Genomic DNA, 15,365 nt, shown 5'->3' with positions numbered 1-15,365 from the left:
AAAGGGCCGCCTCATCGGGGCGGCCCTTTTGTTATGCCCGGGTCACCCCGCCGACACCGCAGCCGCGGCCACCGCGTGGCGCCTGCGCAGGGGTTCGAAGCCGAGTACGCCAGCGAGGCCGAAGCGCTTCGACACCCCGAAGAGGATCAACGGCAGGCCCACCCCGGCAACAGTCGAAACCAGCACCACCACGGCAACGTCCTTCACGCCGAACCGCGTCAGCACGACCCGCATCCCGGCTGCGAAGATGATGTGGGTGAGATAGATCGGCATCGTCCGCTCGCCCAGCTTGCGTACCAGAGCCGAGCCCTTGAGGCAGATTCCGAGGAAACCGACGCAGGCCACGAAGCCGCAGAGGTAGGCCGGCACGGTGTCGAACGGCGAGACGGCGAGCGCCCAGGCTACGCCCTCGGCAAGCAGGAACGCTGCAAGGCAGGCGGCCAGCGGCAGGCCGTTCTCCAGCCAGCGGGAGCCGACCAGCACGCCGGCGAAGAAAAACGGCGCATGCTGGACGATCTGCCCCGTCAGCCCTTGCGGCTGCGCCAGCACGACCGCGGCCATGCTGCCCAAGGCGATCGCAGCCGCAGCAAGCCGTCCGCGCAGGACCATCGCCGCCGCCTGGAACAGGAACAGTGCCAGCAGGAACCAGAACACGCTCTTGGGCGGGAACGGATAGCTCAGCACCTCGAAGGGCGATATCCGGCCCTTGTTGCCCGCGCCGGTGAGAAGATGGACGCAGCCCTCGATCCACGCCCACAGGCACATCGGCCAGAGCAGGTTCAAGGCGCTGCGCGCCAGTCCGCTCTTCAAGCGCCCGTCACGCAGCTTCTCCGGCGCCTTGAAGAGCATGCCGGAAATCAGGAAGAACACGGGCATGTGGAAGAGATAGACCGCGCGGTCGATCGTCTCGAACAGGCGCGCGTCGATCAGGTGCTGGCCGTCCAGCCCGCGCCAGACATGGCCGAACACGACGAAAACGATTCCCACGCCGCGCGCGGCGTCGAGGCCCTTAATCCGCATGGGTTCCTCGGGTAGTCATCGGAGCGTGCCGGGCTCCCCGGGGCCCGGGCACGGCATGAGGCGGGCGCCAGATCGGCATGGTCCCGGCGACTTTGCGGGCCACCTTTCGTGCCTTGTCCTGCGCCCCCGTCGCCAGCGCGGGATAGGCGCCCAGCGAGGCGGCGAGGCCGATCAGCACCAGCGGCGCGGCGCCCTGGCAGTTGATCGTCGCGGAGAGGATCGCGATCACGAAGCCGATGTGTCGGTCCGACCGGGGCACGCGCACCAGGCGGCGGATCAGTTCCACGCCCATCAGCATGCCGAACAGGCCGAACTGGTAAAGGATGTAGAGGAACAGGTTGTCCACCGCGCTGAACGGAGAGACGTAGACGCCGGTGTAGAACGCCGCTGGCCCCACCGAGCCGAAGCCATGGCCGAGCAGCGCGGTCGCCGGGCCGCCATCCATGATCATCTCCCAGACGCCCGGCCAGGTGACGTGGAGGCGTACGACGGTGCTGCTCATGCCCACGGAAATATCGCCGACGCCGTCGATGGCGAGCAGCCACAACCCGGCGATGGCGGGCAGGAAGAAGCAGATCGAGAGCAGCATCCCCAGCGTCTTGCGGCCCGGTCCCAGCCCGTGGAACCAGTGCCAGGGCCAGAAATCCACGATCATCGCCACGGCCAGCGCGATGAGGTTGGTGCGCGAAGTCGTGGTGTTCAGCGCCCAGAGCGTCGCGACGTAGATCAGCAGGCGGACATGCCAGGTACGGGCCTGCCGCAGGACGATCAGCGCCAGCAGCAGCAGCACGCTGGCCGAGGCGCTGCTGGCGGCGCCCAGCCCGGCGATGCGCTCCTGACCGTGTATCCACCATTCACGGCCTGCCTCGCGCTCGACGCCGAACTGCGAGACGGAATAGCCGGTCCAGGGCATCGTCATGCGGGTGTCGGCGGCCACCCCGGCGATGCCCAGCACCAGCAGGGCGAGGCAGGCCCGGCGCCACCACTTCGCATTGATGTAGCTCGGCGGCAGCATGAGCACGGCGATGACCGGGCAGAGCAACTTGAAGCCTGAGAAGACCGCGACCGGGTTGTGATAGACGACCATGCCGACCGCCATCTGGACCACGGTCGCGCCGAACAGCCAGATCAGCGGCGTCGGCAGGCGCAGGGTCACGGCGGCCAGCAGCATCCGCATCAGCACAACCGCGATCACGGCCAGGTCGGGAATGAACCACAACGGCCCAAGCCCGAAGCGATCGAAGTAGTAGCGCGCCGCGCCGCCGAAGACCTCGCGCGCGACAATCAGCAGCACGGCGGCGCCGGTCAGGCTGGTCAGCAGCGTGGCGAAACTGCTCCTTGCGGGTGCGGGCGGCGTAAACGGGGAAGGATGGACGGCCGCCCTCATGCCGGGTTCCAGCTCTGGCTGTTGCGCATGATCCAGTCGCGTCCGCGCCAGATCACCAGGCAGTAGACGAGACCCGCTGCGCCGAGCAGGCCGAGGCAGGCGACCGGCTCGCTGAAGCCCCTGAGCGGCACCAGCGCCGCGCCGAGCACCAGCGAGAGCACGACCACGAACAGCGACGAACGCGTCAGCAGCGGCGTGCGGACATGGCGGCTCACCACCAGATAGAACAGCGCGAAGCTGCCGATCTGCGAGATGGCGATGCCGATCGCCATGCCGGTAAGCCCAGCCAGCTTCACGCCCACGATCCCGCTCGGCACCAGCAGCGCCAGATTGACGGCGGGCGAGATGATCAGCAGCTTGGTCTTCTTGACCAGTTGCAGCGCCACCGAAAGGTGGAACGTCGTCAGCGCCTTCAGGATCGCCGCGATCGCCACGTAGGGCAGCAGCATGGCCACGGTGTCGCGGAACGAAGGGCCGACGAAAAGCCGCGCCACGCCCGGAGAGAGCGCCGCCAGGATCGCCGCCGCCGGGGCGCCGATCATCAGGTAGACGATGAAGTTCTCGGCCAGGATCTTCTCGCCGGCCTCGCGCCCGTCCTTCTCGAAAGCGCGGACGATGGCGGGATAGGCCGAAAGGTTGACCGCCAGCATCAGGAAGATGACGGTCTTCTGCATGAGGTCCACCGAGACCGAATATTGCCCGACCGCCGCCTGACCGAGCGTGGAAGAGACAATGTAGCGGTCCGCCACGGCGCTCCCATAGCCCAGGCCCGAGCTGACGATCAGCGGCGCGCCGTAGCGCATGATTTCCTGGAGATCGGCGCGGCGGGCGCGGAAAGGCCGCAGGCCGCGCCAGGCGGCGTCGGTCACGTTACCCAGCACCGCGCAGCCGATCTGCGCGCCGAGGATGCCCAGGGCCACGCCCAGCGCGCCCATGTCGAAGAACCACACGAGCACCGCGCCCACCGCCAGCGAGAGCGAGGATCGCAGCGTCATCATCGCGAAGAAGCGCCAGCTCAGCAGGCGCAGGCGCGCGGTGACCGTGCTGATCGCGAAGAGCATTTCCGAGAACAGCCAGAGCCACATGGCTGGCCACCAGTCCGGCGCCACGCCCAGGAAGTGGATCTGGAACGCGCGGAGCGACAGGGCCACCGGCAGCAGCAGCAGGATCAGCCCGAGGCAGACCGTGGATAGCGCATTGGCAATCTCGGGATTGAGCTGGTGCTCGGCCGAGGGATCGTAGAGCAGGCGCGAGGCGGTGAGGCGCAGCCACTCGAAGATCGCGGCATTGAGGAACAGCACCGTCGCCGAGACAAGCGCGTAAGTGCCGAACTCGGCCGGGCTGAGCAGGTGCGTCCAGACGATCAGCGAGAGGAAGTTGAGCCCGCTAGAAATGCCGAGCGCCGCCGTAGTGATCGCGCCCTTGGATAGTTTCATGCTGCCAAGTTTCGTGCGGGCGAGTTTCATCCGGCCAGACGGTCCTTGCGCCGGGGCGTCACGATCCGCGCCGGGGCGCCTACCGAAGTGGCGCCTTCCGGCACGTCGCTCAGGACCACCGAATTGGCGCCGATCCGGCTGGCCCGGCCGATGCGCAGCGGCCCGACGACCACGGCCCCGGCATAAATCACCGCGTCCGCGCCGATCACCGGATAGCCTTCCTCACGCCCGGACTGGCCCAGGGTGACGTTCTGGTAGATCGTGGCGTTCTCGCCGATCTCGACATTGTGGCCGATCACGATGCCCACCGGATGGGGCAGGTTGATCCAGCCCGCCGGGCGCGAGAGCGGGGAGATGTGGCAGGCGTAGCGCCAGTGGATGTAGCGCCGGATCACGTTCGCCAGTGCCCGGCTCGCCCCGCCACGCCGGTGCAGGCGGCACATGCGCTGCCACAGCGAGACCAGGCCCGCGCCTTCCATCGCGCGCGCGGCGCTCATGGCGCGACCCTCCGCGAGGGCGGCAGAATGCGCGCGGGAACGCCCACGGCGATATGTCCGGCCGGAACCGAAGTCTTGACCACGGCATTGGCGCCGATCACCGCGCCTGCGCCGATATCGATATCGCCGATCACGGTGGCGCCCGCGAAGATCGTCGCCCCGGCGCCGATGCGCGGGCAGCACCCGGCCGCACCGTCCTGGCCGATGGTGACGTTCTGGTAGATCGTCACGCCGTCCGCGATCACGGCATTGTCGCCGATCACCACGCCCACCGGATGCGGCAGGTAGACCGCCTCGCCCACTTTCGTCGTCGGCGCGATGTAGCAGCCGTAGGCGCGGCGGATATGCCCCCGGATCGCCCGCGCGAGCAGTCGCCCCCCCGGTCCCGAGGCCCAGAGGCCGCTCATCCGCTGCCAGGCGCGCAGCACGCCGCTGCTGGGGCTGAAACGCCCGACCGGCAGGCGCCCCACCGGCAGGCTCGCCGCCACGGAGGAAACGGGCGGCGTCTCCCCGAAAGTCACGGCCATCTCGCGCTCAGGCCGCATCGAACAGCTTCTCCAGATGGCTCTCGTAGCGATCGATCACCGCGCCCGAGGTGAAGACGCCGCCCATGTCGAGCGCGCCCGCGCTGTAATGCGCGTAAGTCTCGGCCGGGAGCGTGCGGAAATGCTGGATCTTCTCGGCCAGTTCGGCAGCATCCTCGCCGTCGTAAAGCTCGCCGGTCTCGCCGGGGGTCACGACTTCAGGATTGCCACCGACGCGCGAGGCCACGACCGGCAGGGCGAAGCCATAGGCCTCGTAGATCACGCGGGGCAGCGGCTCGTTGTAGACCGAGGGGCAGATCACCACGTCGACCGCGCCGTAGAAGTCTTCCGCCGCCTGCCAGCCCAGGAACTTCACACGCGGATCGCCCGCCGCCTGCGCCTTGAGCCCCTCGACATAGCCGGGTTCGCCGTCGCCCGCGATCACCAGCGTCCAGGGACGGCCGCCCTGCGGCAGTTGACGGACCGCCTCGATCAGCTTCTCCACGCCCTTGGTCGGGGCAAGGCGGCCGATATAGCCGAACACCATCGGCGCGCCGTCGGCCAGTGCTCTCGGCTCCGGCACCAGCGGACGGTCATTGACGTTCCACTGCACCGCGCAGGGCTTGTCGTCCCCGAAGGCGCCGTGGCGGCGATGGGTCTCAGCCACGAAGGCGCTGTTGGACAGGAACATGTCGACATTGCGCGTCTGACGGCGGTTGACGCCGGCCACCACCTTGCAGCCCGAACAGAGCGAGGTGCAGTTCTCGCCCGCGCGGTACATGCCCGAGCGGCTGCAGATCAGGTAGTAGTCGCGCATGGTGTGGATCAGCCGCGCGCCGCTGCGCTTGGCCTCGCGCAGGATCGCGGTGGAGAAGCCGTCGATGATGCTGGTGTTGACCACGTCGGGGCGGATGATGTCCAGCATCTGCCGCACGTCGCGCGCGGCGCGGAAGTTCCAGAGGTCCAGCGTATGCCACACCGCCTTCATCGCCGGGGAGCGGCGGCGCTTGTCGTAAGGCCAGTAGATGTTGCGGATCGGCAGGACGTGGAGCGTCGGCTTGCCGGGCCCGGTAACCCCGGCCTCCATGCCTGCGCGCAAGGTCGCGGCTTCCTCTCCGCGCGGGGCGAGGCGCAGGATGTGGACGTCATGGCCGCGCTCGACCAAGCCCTCTGCCAAGGTCTGCACGGACTTGGCGCCGCCGCCCACCTGGTCGGGCCGGTACGAGCGGATGATGAAGAGAATTCGTCGGGACGTCATGGACGTGCTGTCTCCGTTGCGGCCTGTCATGCTGATACTGGTCATGCTGATACTGGCCATGCTCATGTCGCTCATGCGGGTCGAGGGCAGGTCGGCGCCGGTCGCGCGCCGGCATCGGCGGGGCGCAAGCGCAAATAGACGGGCGCGTTGCCGAGCCGCTGGTCGCCGCCGGGAAGCGCTTTTCCGGTCATGTCCACCAGCCCCGCGAGCTTCCAGCCGGAAGGCACCAGCTTAGCAGGTTCGAGCAGGGCCGCACCTGCCTTGGCCCAGACCAGCGCTTTGGCGCCGTCCGCTCCCGAGAAGATCGCGCCTTCCACTCCGGCGCGCTGGACAGGGCAGGCGTAGCGCATCGCGCCCAGCTCTTTCAGCAGCGTCTGCAGGGCAAAGTAGGACGGCTTGGGCGTGCCGTTCGGCCGCAGCAGGCCGAAGTGGTGCTGATCGTTGCCGGGGTCGGTTCCGGCGTCCTTCCACGAATACCAGACGTTCGGCGCCACACCCGCCGCCAGCGCGGAGACCAGCGTGCGGACGAGGTAGCGCGCCTGCGCCTGGCCGTCGACGCGGCCGACGACCGGACGGCCCCACTCGGAATTGGCGATTCGGGGCGCCTTGACTTGCCCGCCCGCGGCGATCCGACGGCGCAGGCCATCCCAGAGCGCGGCGTCGCGGCTCGCGTCGCCGGTCATCTGGTAAGGGTGGACGCTGATCCGGCTGAAGCATGTCACGGCCTTCGAACCCGCCAGGGCGGTCAAAAATGCACCGTCCACCCATTTGGAAGCGGCGGGGCCGTAGACTTCGGCGGAACGGTCGGCGGCGCGGATCGCCTGGCAGGCGGCCAGCGCCATGCGGCCATAAGCGGCAGCGTCCGGTTTGGGCGGCCAGAACCGGGGGTGGTCAGGCTCGTTCCAGACCTCCCAGATCGGATCGTAAGCGGCGAACGCCTTGGCAGCGGCAGCGGCCCAGGCGCTATAGGCCTTGATCTGGTCCGGTGCGACCGGCGGCGAGGTGCGCCGCTCGTCGCGGCCGCGCCACTGGATCTTGGTGAACGGCGTGTGGACCGGGTTGCCATAGTCTAGGATGAACAGCGGCCGCATTCCGCGGGCGTGAACCTGCCGCGCAAATTCCAGATAGGTGCCGAAGTCGTAAGTGCCGGCCTTGCGCTCGGTACTCGCCCAGCTGAAATCGCTGCGCACGACATGCAGGCCGAGGCCCGCCGCTCGGTCGAGGTCGGCGGGCGTGAGGTTGTTCCCGGCGATGCCCACCACCTCCCTGACAGGCGCCGCGACATGGCTTTCGGAGCGAACGGCGGCGGGCTGGAGCAGCAGGGCGGCAAGCAGGGCGCCGGGGCAGAGCAGCAGCACACCCGCCAGCACGCCGTTGCGCAGGCGCGCACGCCTTGCGCGGCGGCGCGCCGAGCCGAGCCCGCCCCTGCTCCGCCGCCAGTCGATCACCGCGCCAGCACCGCCGAATAGACCTCGTTCACCTGCCGATGCATGCGCTCCATGCCGAAGCGCTCGGCCACCGTGCGAGCGGCGGACTTCTGAAGTTCGACCAGCATCGGCCCCAGGGTGGAGATTTCCTCCATGGCGGCGCAGAAAGCCTCCGCATCGCCTGCCAGCCAGCCGTTCTCGCGGTGGTCGATCATCTCGACGATGCCGCCCGCCGGATAGCCCACCACCGGCAGGCCCATCGACATGGCCTCCATCACCGAACGAGGGAGCGGATCGGGTGTCTCCGAGGGGACGAGCACGGCATCGAGCCCGTTGTAGATCGCCGCCAGACCTTCGAAGCGGCCTTCGAAGCGGACGTGATCCTTGAGACCCAGCGCCTCGGCCTGATGCTTCAGGCTTTCGAGGTAGGCCCGATCTTCCGCCTCCGCCTCTCCGCGCACCAGCAGCGTGATCTTGAGGCCCCGCCGATGCGCCGCACCGAGCCAGTCGAGCGCGACGTGGTGGCCTTTAAAGGGATGGATGCGGCCGCAGATACCGACGGTCAGCGACGCGTCCGCGCCGGGCGCGCGGAATGTCCGGGGCTCGTGGTCGCGTTTGACCCCGTTGAACACCACCGAGACGTTCTCCGGCAGCATCTCGCCCGGCCAGCAGGCACGGCTGACGAGCACGGTATGGTCGGAGGATCGGGCAAGACCTTTCCAGATCAGGCGCTCCGACCCGCGCACGGCGATATCGCGGACATGAAAGACGCAGGCCTTGCCGCCTAGCTTGCGGGCGAGCCCGGCGATGCAGTGCGCTTTCAGGCCGTTGCTGTGGACGATATCCGCCCCGTGCCGCTTCGTGACCGCCATGAGCCTGCGCGCCGCACCGAACCAGTCGCTTACCGCTGCACCGACGCTTGCCGGGCGCACCGGCCTGCGGATCGCCGCGACCTGACCGAAATCGACGACTTCCACCGGGATGCCGCGGCTGGCGGCCTGTTCCGAAACGGGCCCTTCCGCTGGAACGATCAGCAGCGGATCCACCTTCGGATTAGCCATCAGGTCGAACAACGATCGCTCCGCTCCTCCTTTAAAGAAGGGCACGGGCGACAGGAAAGCGACTCTGTAGTTCATAGGATCGGTTCCGGCACTTGCAGGATTCATCATCGGTTATCCTTTCACCGATCGCTTGCGCTCTCGGCATCGGACGAGCAGTCCTGACGCCCGGCGCTCGATGGGTCAGCGTGCGAAGACCGCGAAGGCGTTGAAGATCGGCGCCGTTCTCAGGAAGTCCTGCCATAGGCCCTTGATCTTCGAGAAGCCGACCACGACGACGTCGCCGTCCATGATGATCGGATCCGGACTGACGCCGCCGCGGATGTCCTTCAGGTCGAAGCGTGCGGCCATGCGCTGGCCATTGATCGTCCTGAAGATCACCACTTGGTCCAGCTTCGCCGTAACGAGCGGGCTTTGCGCCCGCGCCAGGGCACCGAGCAGAGTGGTGTTGCTGGTCATCTCGTAGACACCCGGCACCTTTACTTCGCCTTCGACCGAGACGAAGCGGGGCGCAGCTTCATCCACCGAAACGACGACTTGCGGATCTTTCAGGTACTTGCGGCCAAGAATGCCGGCGATTTCGCCCGTGACTTCCGGTGCACTGCGGCCCGCGGCCTTTACCTGGCCGGCCAGTGGAAGCTGGATGAAGCCCGCCTCGTCCACCCGCGCCTTCTCCACCGACAGGTCCGGTTCGCCGAAGACGCGGACCTGGAGAACGTCCTTCGGCGCGATCGCGTAGACACTCGGAGCCGGAACGGTGGCCGGAATCGTCTGATAGGCGGCCTGCCCCACGGGGACATCCGGGTTGGAGGTCATCGTGGAGGTGCACCCCGACATTAAAGTGCCATAAAGGAGGACAGCGAGCCCGGATTGTTTCTTCGTGCAGCGCACTTACGGTCGTCTCCATAAGGCCATTGTCAATCGCCTATTCGGGTAATCGGCTGCGCAAAGCGGTGCAAGGGTCTGAGCCGTGCTCCTAAACGGCGAAACCCAATCCTAAAACGTCACGTCGCAAATCTCTCTCGCAAGTGCGAAATAGAGGAAGGCTGGAAAGGGGAGTTACCGCCCATCCGCTGGCGAATCCGCCTGCGACTACAGAGGTCATCATCGACCCTGGAGAGCCGTTCATCTGGCGTTCAACTGGTGCCAAACCGTACAGTACGAGAGGAAGGCAGTATTCAGCGGTTCCTCGCTCCCTTTGGGATTGGTTACTCCACCCGAAAGGATAGCACGGCAATGGACGCTCTTTCCTTTGACGCACTGCAGCACGGTGCATATCTCTCGATCCGTCACGGCGACTTGCGCCCCGCCGCCCTCTTGCGTCGGTGGCGCCGGCCGTCCAACACGTCATCGAAATATCCATGCAGTTCAGATCGTCGTTCAGCAAAGCGAGACCATGATAGCCAAGATACCCGTTCTCGTTACCGGCGGCGCCGGTTATATCGGCAGCCATGCCGTGCTCGCCCTCAAGGATGCCGGTTGGCCGGTTGCGGTGATCGACAATCTGACCACCGGCTTCCGCTTCGCCCTTCCCGAAGACGTGCCCCTTTACGAAGGCGACATCGAGGACGCCGCCCTGCTCGCGCGCATCTTCCGCGAACAGGGGATCAAGGCGGTGATGCACTTCGCCGGGTCGATCATCGTGCCGGAATCGGTCGAGAACCCGCTCAAGTACTATCACAACAACACCGCCAAGAGCCGGGCCCTGATCGACGCGGCCGTGGCGGCCGACGTGCCGCACTTCATCTTCAGCTCCACGGCTGCGACTTACGGCATTCCCGAAGTGTCTCCCGTCACCGAAGACAGTCCCAAGCAGCCGATCAATCCTTACGGCATGTCCAAGCTGATGACCGAGATCATGCTGGGCGACGTGTCCCGTGCGCACCCCATCAACTACTGCGCGCTGCGCTACTTCAACGTCGCGGGCGCGGACCCCCAGGCGCGCACCGGCCAGTCGACGGCGGGCGCCACCCATCTCATCAAGGTCGCTGTGGAAGCGGCGCTGGGCAAGCGCGAGCACGTCGGGGTGTTCGGCACGGATTTCGGCACACCTGACGGCACCGGCGTTCGCGACTACATCCATGTGTCGGACCTCGCCGATGCGCATGTCCTGGCGCTCGAACACCTGATCGCCGAGCCGACGGAATCGCTGACGATGAACTGCGGCTACGGCCAGGGTTTCTCGGTGCTCGAAGTGCTGGATGCCGTGGACCGCGTCACCAACCGCACGATCGACCGCCGCCTGCAAGGCCGCCGCGCCGGGGATCCCGATTCGCTGATTTCTGACAATCGCCGGATCAAGGCGACGCTTCCGTGGCAGCCACGATACGCCGATCTCGGTACGATCGTCGAACACGCGCTCGCCTGGGAACGGCGGCTGAGCGAACTACGGCCAGCGTAATCGGTGCGATAGGGGGCGTTTCGGACGGCAGCATCTGGAAGCCCCCTGCCGTCCTCACAAGCGATGCGCGTCGCATGTCGCTGCCGGCTGCAAAAAGGCCAAGTCCGTCCAGCGACAGGTCACGTGATCGCTCCGGCCCTTTTCTGCGTCCGAACCGCACCCATATCGTGCGCTGAAGCGCTCGAAGCCGGACCCGATACTGACACAAATCGATGGTACTCGGCCCGACGAACCGCTGGGGTACGTCGCCGCCGCCAAGGCGCTGCGGATCCCACGCGAAGCTACAACGCCTTCCGGGCACCGTAACGCGGATGCCGGGCAGGCCACGAGGTGACCGTCCTTGCCGCCCGGCTTCGTGCCGTGCGTCAGGGACGCGGAGCGGGTTCGGAAGAGTCGTGTCCCTTTCTTCCGAGCCCGCCCCGCAAACTTGCCTATAGCGGCCTCGCACTCACGAACCGTTCCGGTCTCGGACGATGCCGGCATCGCTGCGATGACATTCCTGCCCCTTGGGGAAGAGGCACTGATGGAGGGCGCCCTCGGCTACAGCGCCGGCCTGCGACGTCATGCCGTCAGCAGGTGCCCCTCCACCATGCTTCGCATGGCCCCCTTCCCCCTTTCGCGAAGGAATCAGGCTGCGCGGACGATCTCTACCGGGATCGACTTGTACGCCGGCGTCCCGCTCACCGGATCGAAGTCCTCCAGCGGCACCAGGCAATTAGCCTCGGGATAATAGGCCGCCAGCGAGCCGCGCGCGATGGCGTGTTTCACCACCGTGAAACCCTTGAGCGCACGCCCGGCCCTGGTGGTCACATCCACGACATCGCCATGCGCCAGGCCCAGCATGTCGAGATCGACCTCGTTGGCGAAGATCACGTCGCGGCGGCCGGTCACGCCGCGATAGCGATCGTCCAGGCTGTAAATCGTGGTGTTGTATTGGTCGTGGCTGCGGATCGTGGTGAGCAGCAGCGGTCTCGGGCCTTCCGCCGCCTCCACCGGATGGGCGATGAACTGCGCCTTGCCGCTGGGCGTGTTCCAGACGCGGTTGTCCGGCGCGATGGTCAGGCGGAACCCGCCCGGCTCGCGGACGCGGCGGTTGAAATCGTGGAAGTCGGGATAGACCTGCTCGATCCCCTCACGGATCCGGTCGTAGTCGGCCACCATCGCGTCCCAGTCGACCAGGCTGCGCGGCATGGCCGCCTTGGCAAGCCCTGCAACGATCGCTGGCTCCGAGCGCACCAGCGGCCCCGGCGACTTGAGCTTCCCGCGCGAGGCATGGACCATGGACATGCTGTCCTCCACGGTCACGAACTGCGCGCCCGTGGCCTGCTCGTCCAGTTCGGTGCGGCCAAGGCAGGGCAGCACCAGCGTCTCCTTCGCGGTGAGCAGGCAGGTGCGGTTGAACTTGGTGAGGATGTTCACCGAGAGATCCAGCTTGCGCACGGCGGCGAAGCAGGCTTCCGGATCGGGCATGGCGACCGCGAGGTTGCCGCCGAGTCCGATCAGCGCCTTCGAGCGCCCGTCCCGCATCGCCTCCAGCGCCTCGACGGCATTGTGCCCATGCTCGCGCGGCGAGGTGATGCCGTAAGTGGCATCCAGCCGTTCCAGCATCTGCTCGGTCGGGATCTCGGTGATGCCGACGGTGCGGTCGCCCTGCACGTTGCTATGGCCGCGCAAGGGGCAGATGCCGGCGCCGGGCTTGCCGAAGTTGCCGCGCAGCAGCAGCAGGTTGGCGATCGACTGCACGTTCTGCGTGCCGTGGCGGTGCTGGGTGATGCCCATGCCATAACAGACGATCACCCTCTCGGCATTCATGTAAACTTCGGCCATCGTCTCGATGGCGTCGCGCGTCAGGCCGGAGGTCGTCTCGATCCAGTCCCACGAAGTCGCCTCGAGATCGGCCTTGAGCGCTTCGATCCCCTGGGTGTGCTCGGCGATGAAGGCATGATCCAGCGCATCGGCTTCGACCACCAGCTTCATGATGCCCTTCAGCATCGCCATGTCGCCGCCAATGCGCACCTGGTGGTAGGCGGAGGCCAGCGGCGTCGCATTGGGAGAGAGCATTTCGGTGGGGTGCTGCGGCGACTTGAAGCGCTCGAGCCCGCGCTCGCGCATGGGATTGGCGACCACGATCGGCACGCCCCGCTTGGACGCGGCGGCAAGCGTGGAGAGCATGCGCGGGTGGTTGGTGCCGGGATTGTGGCCGATGCAGAAGATGGCGTCGGCCAGGTCGAAGTCTTCCAGCGTCACTGTGCCCTTGCCGACGCCGATCGACTTGGGCAGCCCCACGCTCGTCGCCTCGTGGCACATGTTCGAGCAGTCGGGGAAGTTGTTGGTGCCGAACTCCCGCGCGAAAAGCTGGTAGAGGAACGCCGCCTCGTTGGAGGCGCGGCCCGAGCAATAGAATTCGCAGGCGTGGGGATCGTCCAGTTCGCGCAGCACCGCACCGGCGCGGGCAAAGGCCTCGTCCCAGCTGATCGGCACGAAATGGTCGGTCTCGGGATCGTAGCGCAGCGGCTCGGTGAGGCGCCCGGCATCTTCCAGCCGGTGGTCGCTCCAGGTCCACAGTTCGCTGACGGTGTGCTTCGCGAAGAATTCGGGATCGACGCGCTTGACGGTCGCTTCCCAGGTCACGGCCTTGGCGCCGTTCTCGCAGAATTCGAAGGAGGAGGTGTGCTTGGGATCGGGCCAGGCGCAGCCGGGGCAGTCGAACCCGTCCGGCTGGTTCATCTGGAGCAGCGCCCGGGTATCCGGGCTGGCCTTCATCTGCTCGCGCACGGTGCGCGCCACGGCGCCCAAAGCTCCCCAACCGCCCGCCGGGCCCTTGTAGTCGCTGATGCCTTCGAGATTGCCGTCGGCGGCGTGAGATTCGGCCATGACCTGTCCTTTCGTCGCCCGTCGCATAGACGACGAATGTGCGCAGGAACAAGGGCCGTCAGATCATCGACACGACAGCTCACCGCAGCGAAAGGCGCAGATACGACTAAGGGGCCGCCTATCGGCGACCCCTTACGTATTCTCAACCGAGTTGAGAATGGTGCCCAGAAGAGGACTCGAACCTCCACGCCCTTGCGAGCGCCAGCACCTGAAGCTGGTGCGTCTACCAATTCCGCCATCTGGGCACGGAAGCGAGGGGGCCGTTGTTGCCGTCCTCGCCGGGTAGGAGGGCGCCTCTAAGCGGCAGCCTGATTCTTGTCAACGCCCGTTCTCGAACTTTTTTCAAATCACGCGAAAAAAGGCGAAATCCCAGTTGTGGGGCTTCGGCCGGTTGCTCGGGAACCGGCCTTGTGCCAAGGGCGCTTATCATGCGCGAAACCGGCGCAGGCGGCTTTTCCTTCCTTCAGCCGCGCCTGCGCCACGCTGAAGGAACCGTTCTGATCATGAGCCAAGCCTCCGACCCTCTTTACGGCAAGATCGTCACGCTGCTGGGCGGCAGCGGCTTCGTCGGCAAGCACGTTGCCCAGGAACTGCTGACGCGCGGCGCACGCCTGCGCATTGCCAGCCGCCGTCCCAAGAAGGCCTACGCGCTGAAGCTCCTCGGCAGCCTGGGTCAGGTGCAGTTCGCTGGTGTCGATGTCACCAAGCCCGAATCGCTGGCGGCTGTGCTCGCCGGATCGGACGCCGTGGTGAACGTAGTGGGCGCCTTCACCGGCAACCTGGACGCGGTGCAGGGCGAAGGCGCGGGCCGCATCGCCGCCGCCGCCAAGGCAGCCGGCGCGAAGGCCTTCGTACACATCTCCGCCATCGGTGCCGACGCTTCGTCGGGCGTCGCCTATGCCCGCACCAAGGCCGAAGGCGAGAAGACCGTGCTGAACGCTTTCCCAAGCGCCACGATCCTTCGCCCTTCCGTCATGTTCGGGCCGGACGACAACTTCGTCATGATGTTCGGCAACCTCGTCTCGCGCCTGCCGGTCCTGCCGGTCTTCGCCCCGCAGGCCCGGCTCCAGCCGGTCTTCGTGGACGATGTCGCCTTGGCCGTGGCCGAAGCGGTCTGCGCGCCGGAACTCCATGGCGGCAAGACGTTCGAACTGGCCGGTCCCGAAGTCGTGTCGATGATCGACCTGAACAAGCGTATCGCCGAAGCCGCATGCCGCAAGCGCAGCTTCGCGGAACTCTCGGACGGTATGGCCGGGCTCGTGGCCGCCCTGCCCGGCACGCCGATCAGCGCCGACCAGCTCAAGCTGCTCAAAGCCGGCAATGTCGCGAGCGGGACCTTGCCGGGTCTGGGCGACCTCGGCATCTCCCCGCGCCCGCTGGAACTGTTCCTGGACCGCTGGATGACGCCGTTCCGCAATCACGGCCGCTTCGGCACCAAAGCCGCGGCCTGATTTCGCCGCGACAACCCTACTCATGAAAAGGG

General features: G+C 66.9%; 12 protein-coding genes and 1 tRNA gene. 2 read left to right on the top strand and 11 right to left on the bottom strand.

Annotated features, from left to right (window positions below; all coding sequences use genetic code 11):
- Positions 1–42: 42 nt before the first annotated feature.
- The 9 genes from L284_RS30420 to L284_RS30380 all read right to left on the bottom strand — a co-directional run bounded on the left by L284_RS30420 (position 43) and on the right by L284_RS30380 (position 9,444).
- Positions 43–1,020, bottom strand: a complete 978-nt coding sequence (locus L284_RS30420; RefSeq protein WP_021233090.1) for an acyltransferase family protein — start codon at positions 1,018–1,020, stop codon at positions 43–45.
- Positions 1,010–2,407, bottom strand: a complete 1,398-nt coding sequence (locus L284_RS30415) for an O-antigen ligase family protein (RefSeq protein WP_021233089.1) — start codon at positions 2,405–2,407, stop codon at positions 1,010–1,012. The genes L284_RS30420 and L284_RS30415 overlap by 11 nt, the downstream gene beginning before the upstream one ends.
- Positions 2,404–3,843 (bottom strand): lipopolysaccharide biosynthesis protein, encoded by a 1,440-nt coding sequence (locus tag L284_RS30410; protein WP_160172101.1) that lies wholly within the window; start codon positions 3,841–3,843, stop codon positions 2,404–2,406. The genes L284_RS30415 and L284_RS30410 overlap by 4 nt, the downstream gene beginning before the upstream one ends.
- A 26-nt stretch (positions 3,844–3,869) precedes the next feature.
- Positions 3,870–4,340 (bottom strand): serine O-acetyltransferase, encoded by a 471-nt coding sequence (locus L284_RS46810; protein ID WP_021233087.1) that lies wholly within the window; start codon positions 4,338–4,340, stop codon positions 3,870–3,872.
- A complete protein-coding gene (locus L284_RS46805) occupies positions 4,337–4,885 on the bottom strand; it encodes a serine O-acetyltransferase (protein WP_021233086.1) in 549 nt (182 codons plus the stop codon). Before L284_RS46805 ends, L284_RS46810 begins: the two co-directional genes overlap by 4 nt.
- Positions 4,875–6,167 carry a glycosyltransferase family 4 protein gene (locus L284_RS30395; protein WP_160172100.1) on the bottom strand — a complete coding sequence of 431 codons (1,293 nt, stop codon included), beginning with the start codon at positions 6,165–6,167 and terminating at the stop codon, positions 4,875–4,877. Before L284_RS30395 ends, L284_RS46805 begins: the two co-directional genes overlap by 11 nt.
- 26 nt (positions 6,168–6,193) lie before the next feature.
- Positions 6,194–7,570, bottom strand: a complete 1,377-nt coding sequence (locus L284_RS30390; RefSeq protein WP_021233084.1) for a hypothetical protein — start codon at positions 7,568–7,570, stop codon at positions 6,194–6,196.
- Positions 7,567–8,610, bottom strand: coding sequence for a glycosyltransferase family 4 protein (locus L284_RS30385; protein WP_160172099.1), 1,044 nt, complete (start codon positions 8,608–8,610; stop codon positions 7,567–7,569). Before L284_RS30385 ends, L284_RS30390 begins: the two co-directional genes overlap by 4 nt.
- Positions 8,611–8,790: 180 nt before the next feature.
- Positions 8,791–9,444, bottom strand: a complete 654-nt coding sequence (locus L284_RS30380) for a polysaccharide biosynthesis/export family protein (RefSeq protein WP_081673916.1) — start codon at positions 9,442–9,444, stop codon at positions 8,791–8,793.
- Between the two features lie 559 nt (positions 9,445–10,003).
- On the opposite strand from L284_RS30380, the gene galE reads away from it, so the two are divergent.
- Entirely contained in the window at positions 10,004–11,008 is a 1,005-nt protein-coding gene (gene galE / locus L284_RS30375) for a UDP-glucose 4-epimerase GalE (protein WP_021233081.1), read from the top strand.
- 627 nt (positions 11,009–11,635) lie between these two features.
- Here the strand turns inward: galE and L284_RS30370 are convergent.
- Positions 11,636–13,882, bottom strand: a complete 2,247-nt coding sequence (locus tag L284_RS30370) for an FdhF/YdeP family oxidoreductase (protein WP_021233080.1) — start codon at positions 13,880–13,882, stop codon at positions 11,636–11,638.
- Between the two features lie 158 nt (positions 13,883–14,040).
- A tRNA-Leu gene (locus tag L284_RS30365) sits at positions 14,041–14,127 on the bottom strand.
- A 258-nt stretch (positions 14,128–14,385) separates the two neighbouring features.
- On the opposite strand from L284_RS30365, the gene L284_RS30360 reads away from it, so the two are divergent.
- Positions 14,386–15,333: a complex I NDUFA9 subunit family protein gene (locus L284_RS30360; protein ID WP_031341633.1), complete on the top strand. Its 948-nt coding sequence runs from the start codon at positions 14,386–14,388 to the stop codon at positions 15,331–15,333.
- Positions 15,334–15,365: the final 32 nt, after the last annotated feature.

This window comes from Novosphingobium lindaniclasticum LE124 (assembly GCF_000445125.1).
In the GTDB taxonomy this organism is placed as follows: domain Bacteria; phylum Pseudomonadota; class Alphaproteobacteria; order Sphingomonadales; family Sphingomonadaceae; genus Novosphingobium; species Novosphingobium lindaniclasticum.
This window is presented reverse-complemented; position numbering and strand designations above follow the sequence as displayed.

Coding starts and splice junctions, on each gene's coding strand:
- galE (WP_021233081.1), top strand. CDS start 10,004: ATGATAGCCAAGATACCCGTTCTCGTTACCGGCGGCGCCGGTTATATC.
- L284_RS30395 (WP_160172100.1), bottom strand. CDS start 6,167: ATGACCAGTATCAGCATGACAGGCCGCAACGGAGACAGCACGTCCATG.
- L284_RS30420 (WP_021233090.1), bottom strand. CDS start 1,020: ATGCGGATTAAGGGCCTCGACGCCGCGCGCGGCGTGGGAATCGTTTTC.
- L284_RS46805 (WP_021233086.1), bottom strand. CDS start 4,885: ATGCGGCCTGAGCGCGAGATGGCCGTGACTTTCGGGGAGACGCCGCCC.
- L284_RS30360 (WP_031341633.1), top strand. CDS start 14,386: ATGAGCCAAGCCTCCGACCCTCTTTACGGCAAGATCGTCACGCTGCTG.
- L284_RS30385 (WP_160172099.1), bottom strand. CDS start 8,610: ATGGCTAATCCGAAGGTGGATCCGCTGCTGATCGTTCCAGCGGAAGGG.
- L284_RS46810 (WP_021233087.1), bottom strand. CDS start 4,340: ATGAGCGCCGCGCGCGCGATGGAAGGCGCGGGCCTGGTCTCGCTGTGG.
- L284_RS30410 (WP_160172101.1), bottom strand. CDS start 3,843: ATGAAACTATCCAAGGGCGCGATCACTACGGCGGCGCTCGGCATTTCT.
- L284_RS30380 (WP_081673916.1), bottom strand. CDS start 9,444: ATGTCGGGGTGCACCTCCACGATGACCTCCAACCCGGATGTCCCCGTG.
- L284_RS30415 (WP_021233089.1), bottom strand. CDS start 2,407: ATGAGGGCGGCCGTCCATCCTTCCCCGTTTACGCCGCCCGCACCCGCA.
- L284_RS30370 (WP_021233080.1), bottom strand. CDS start 13,882: ATGGCCGAATCTCACGCCGCCGACGGCAATCTCGAAGGCATCAGCGAC.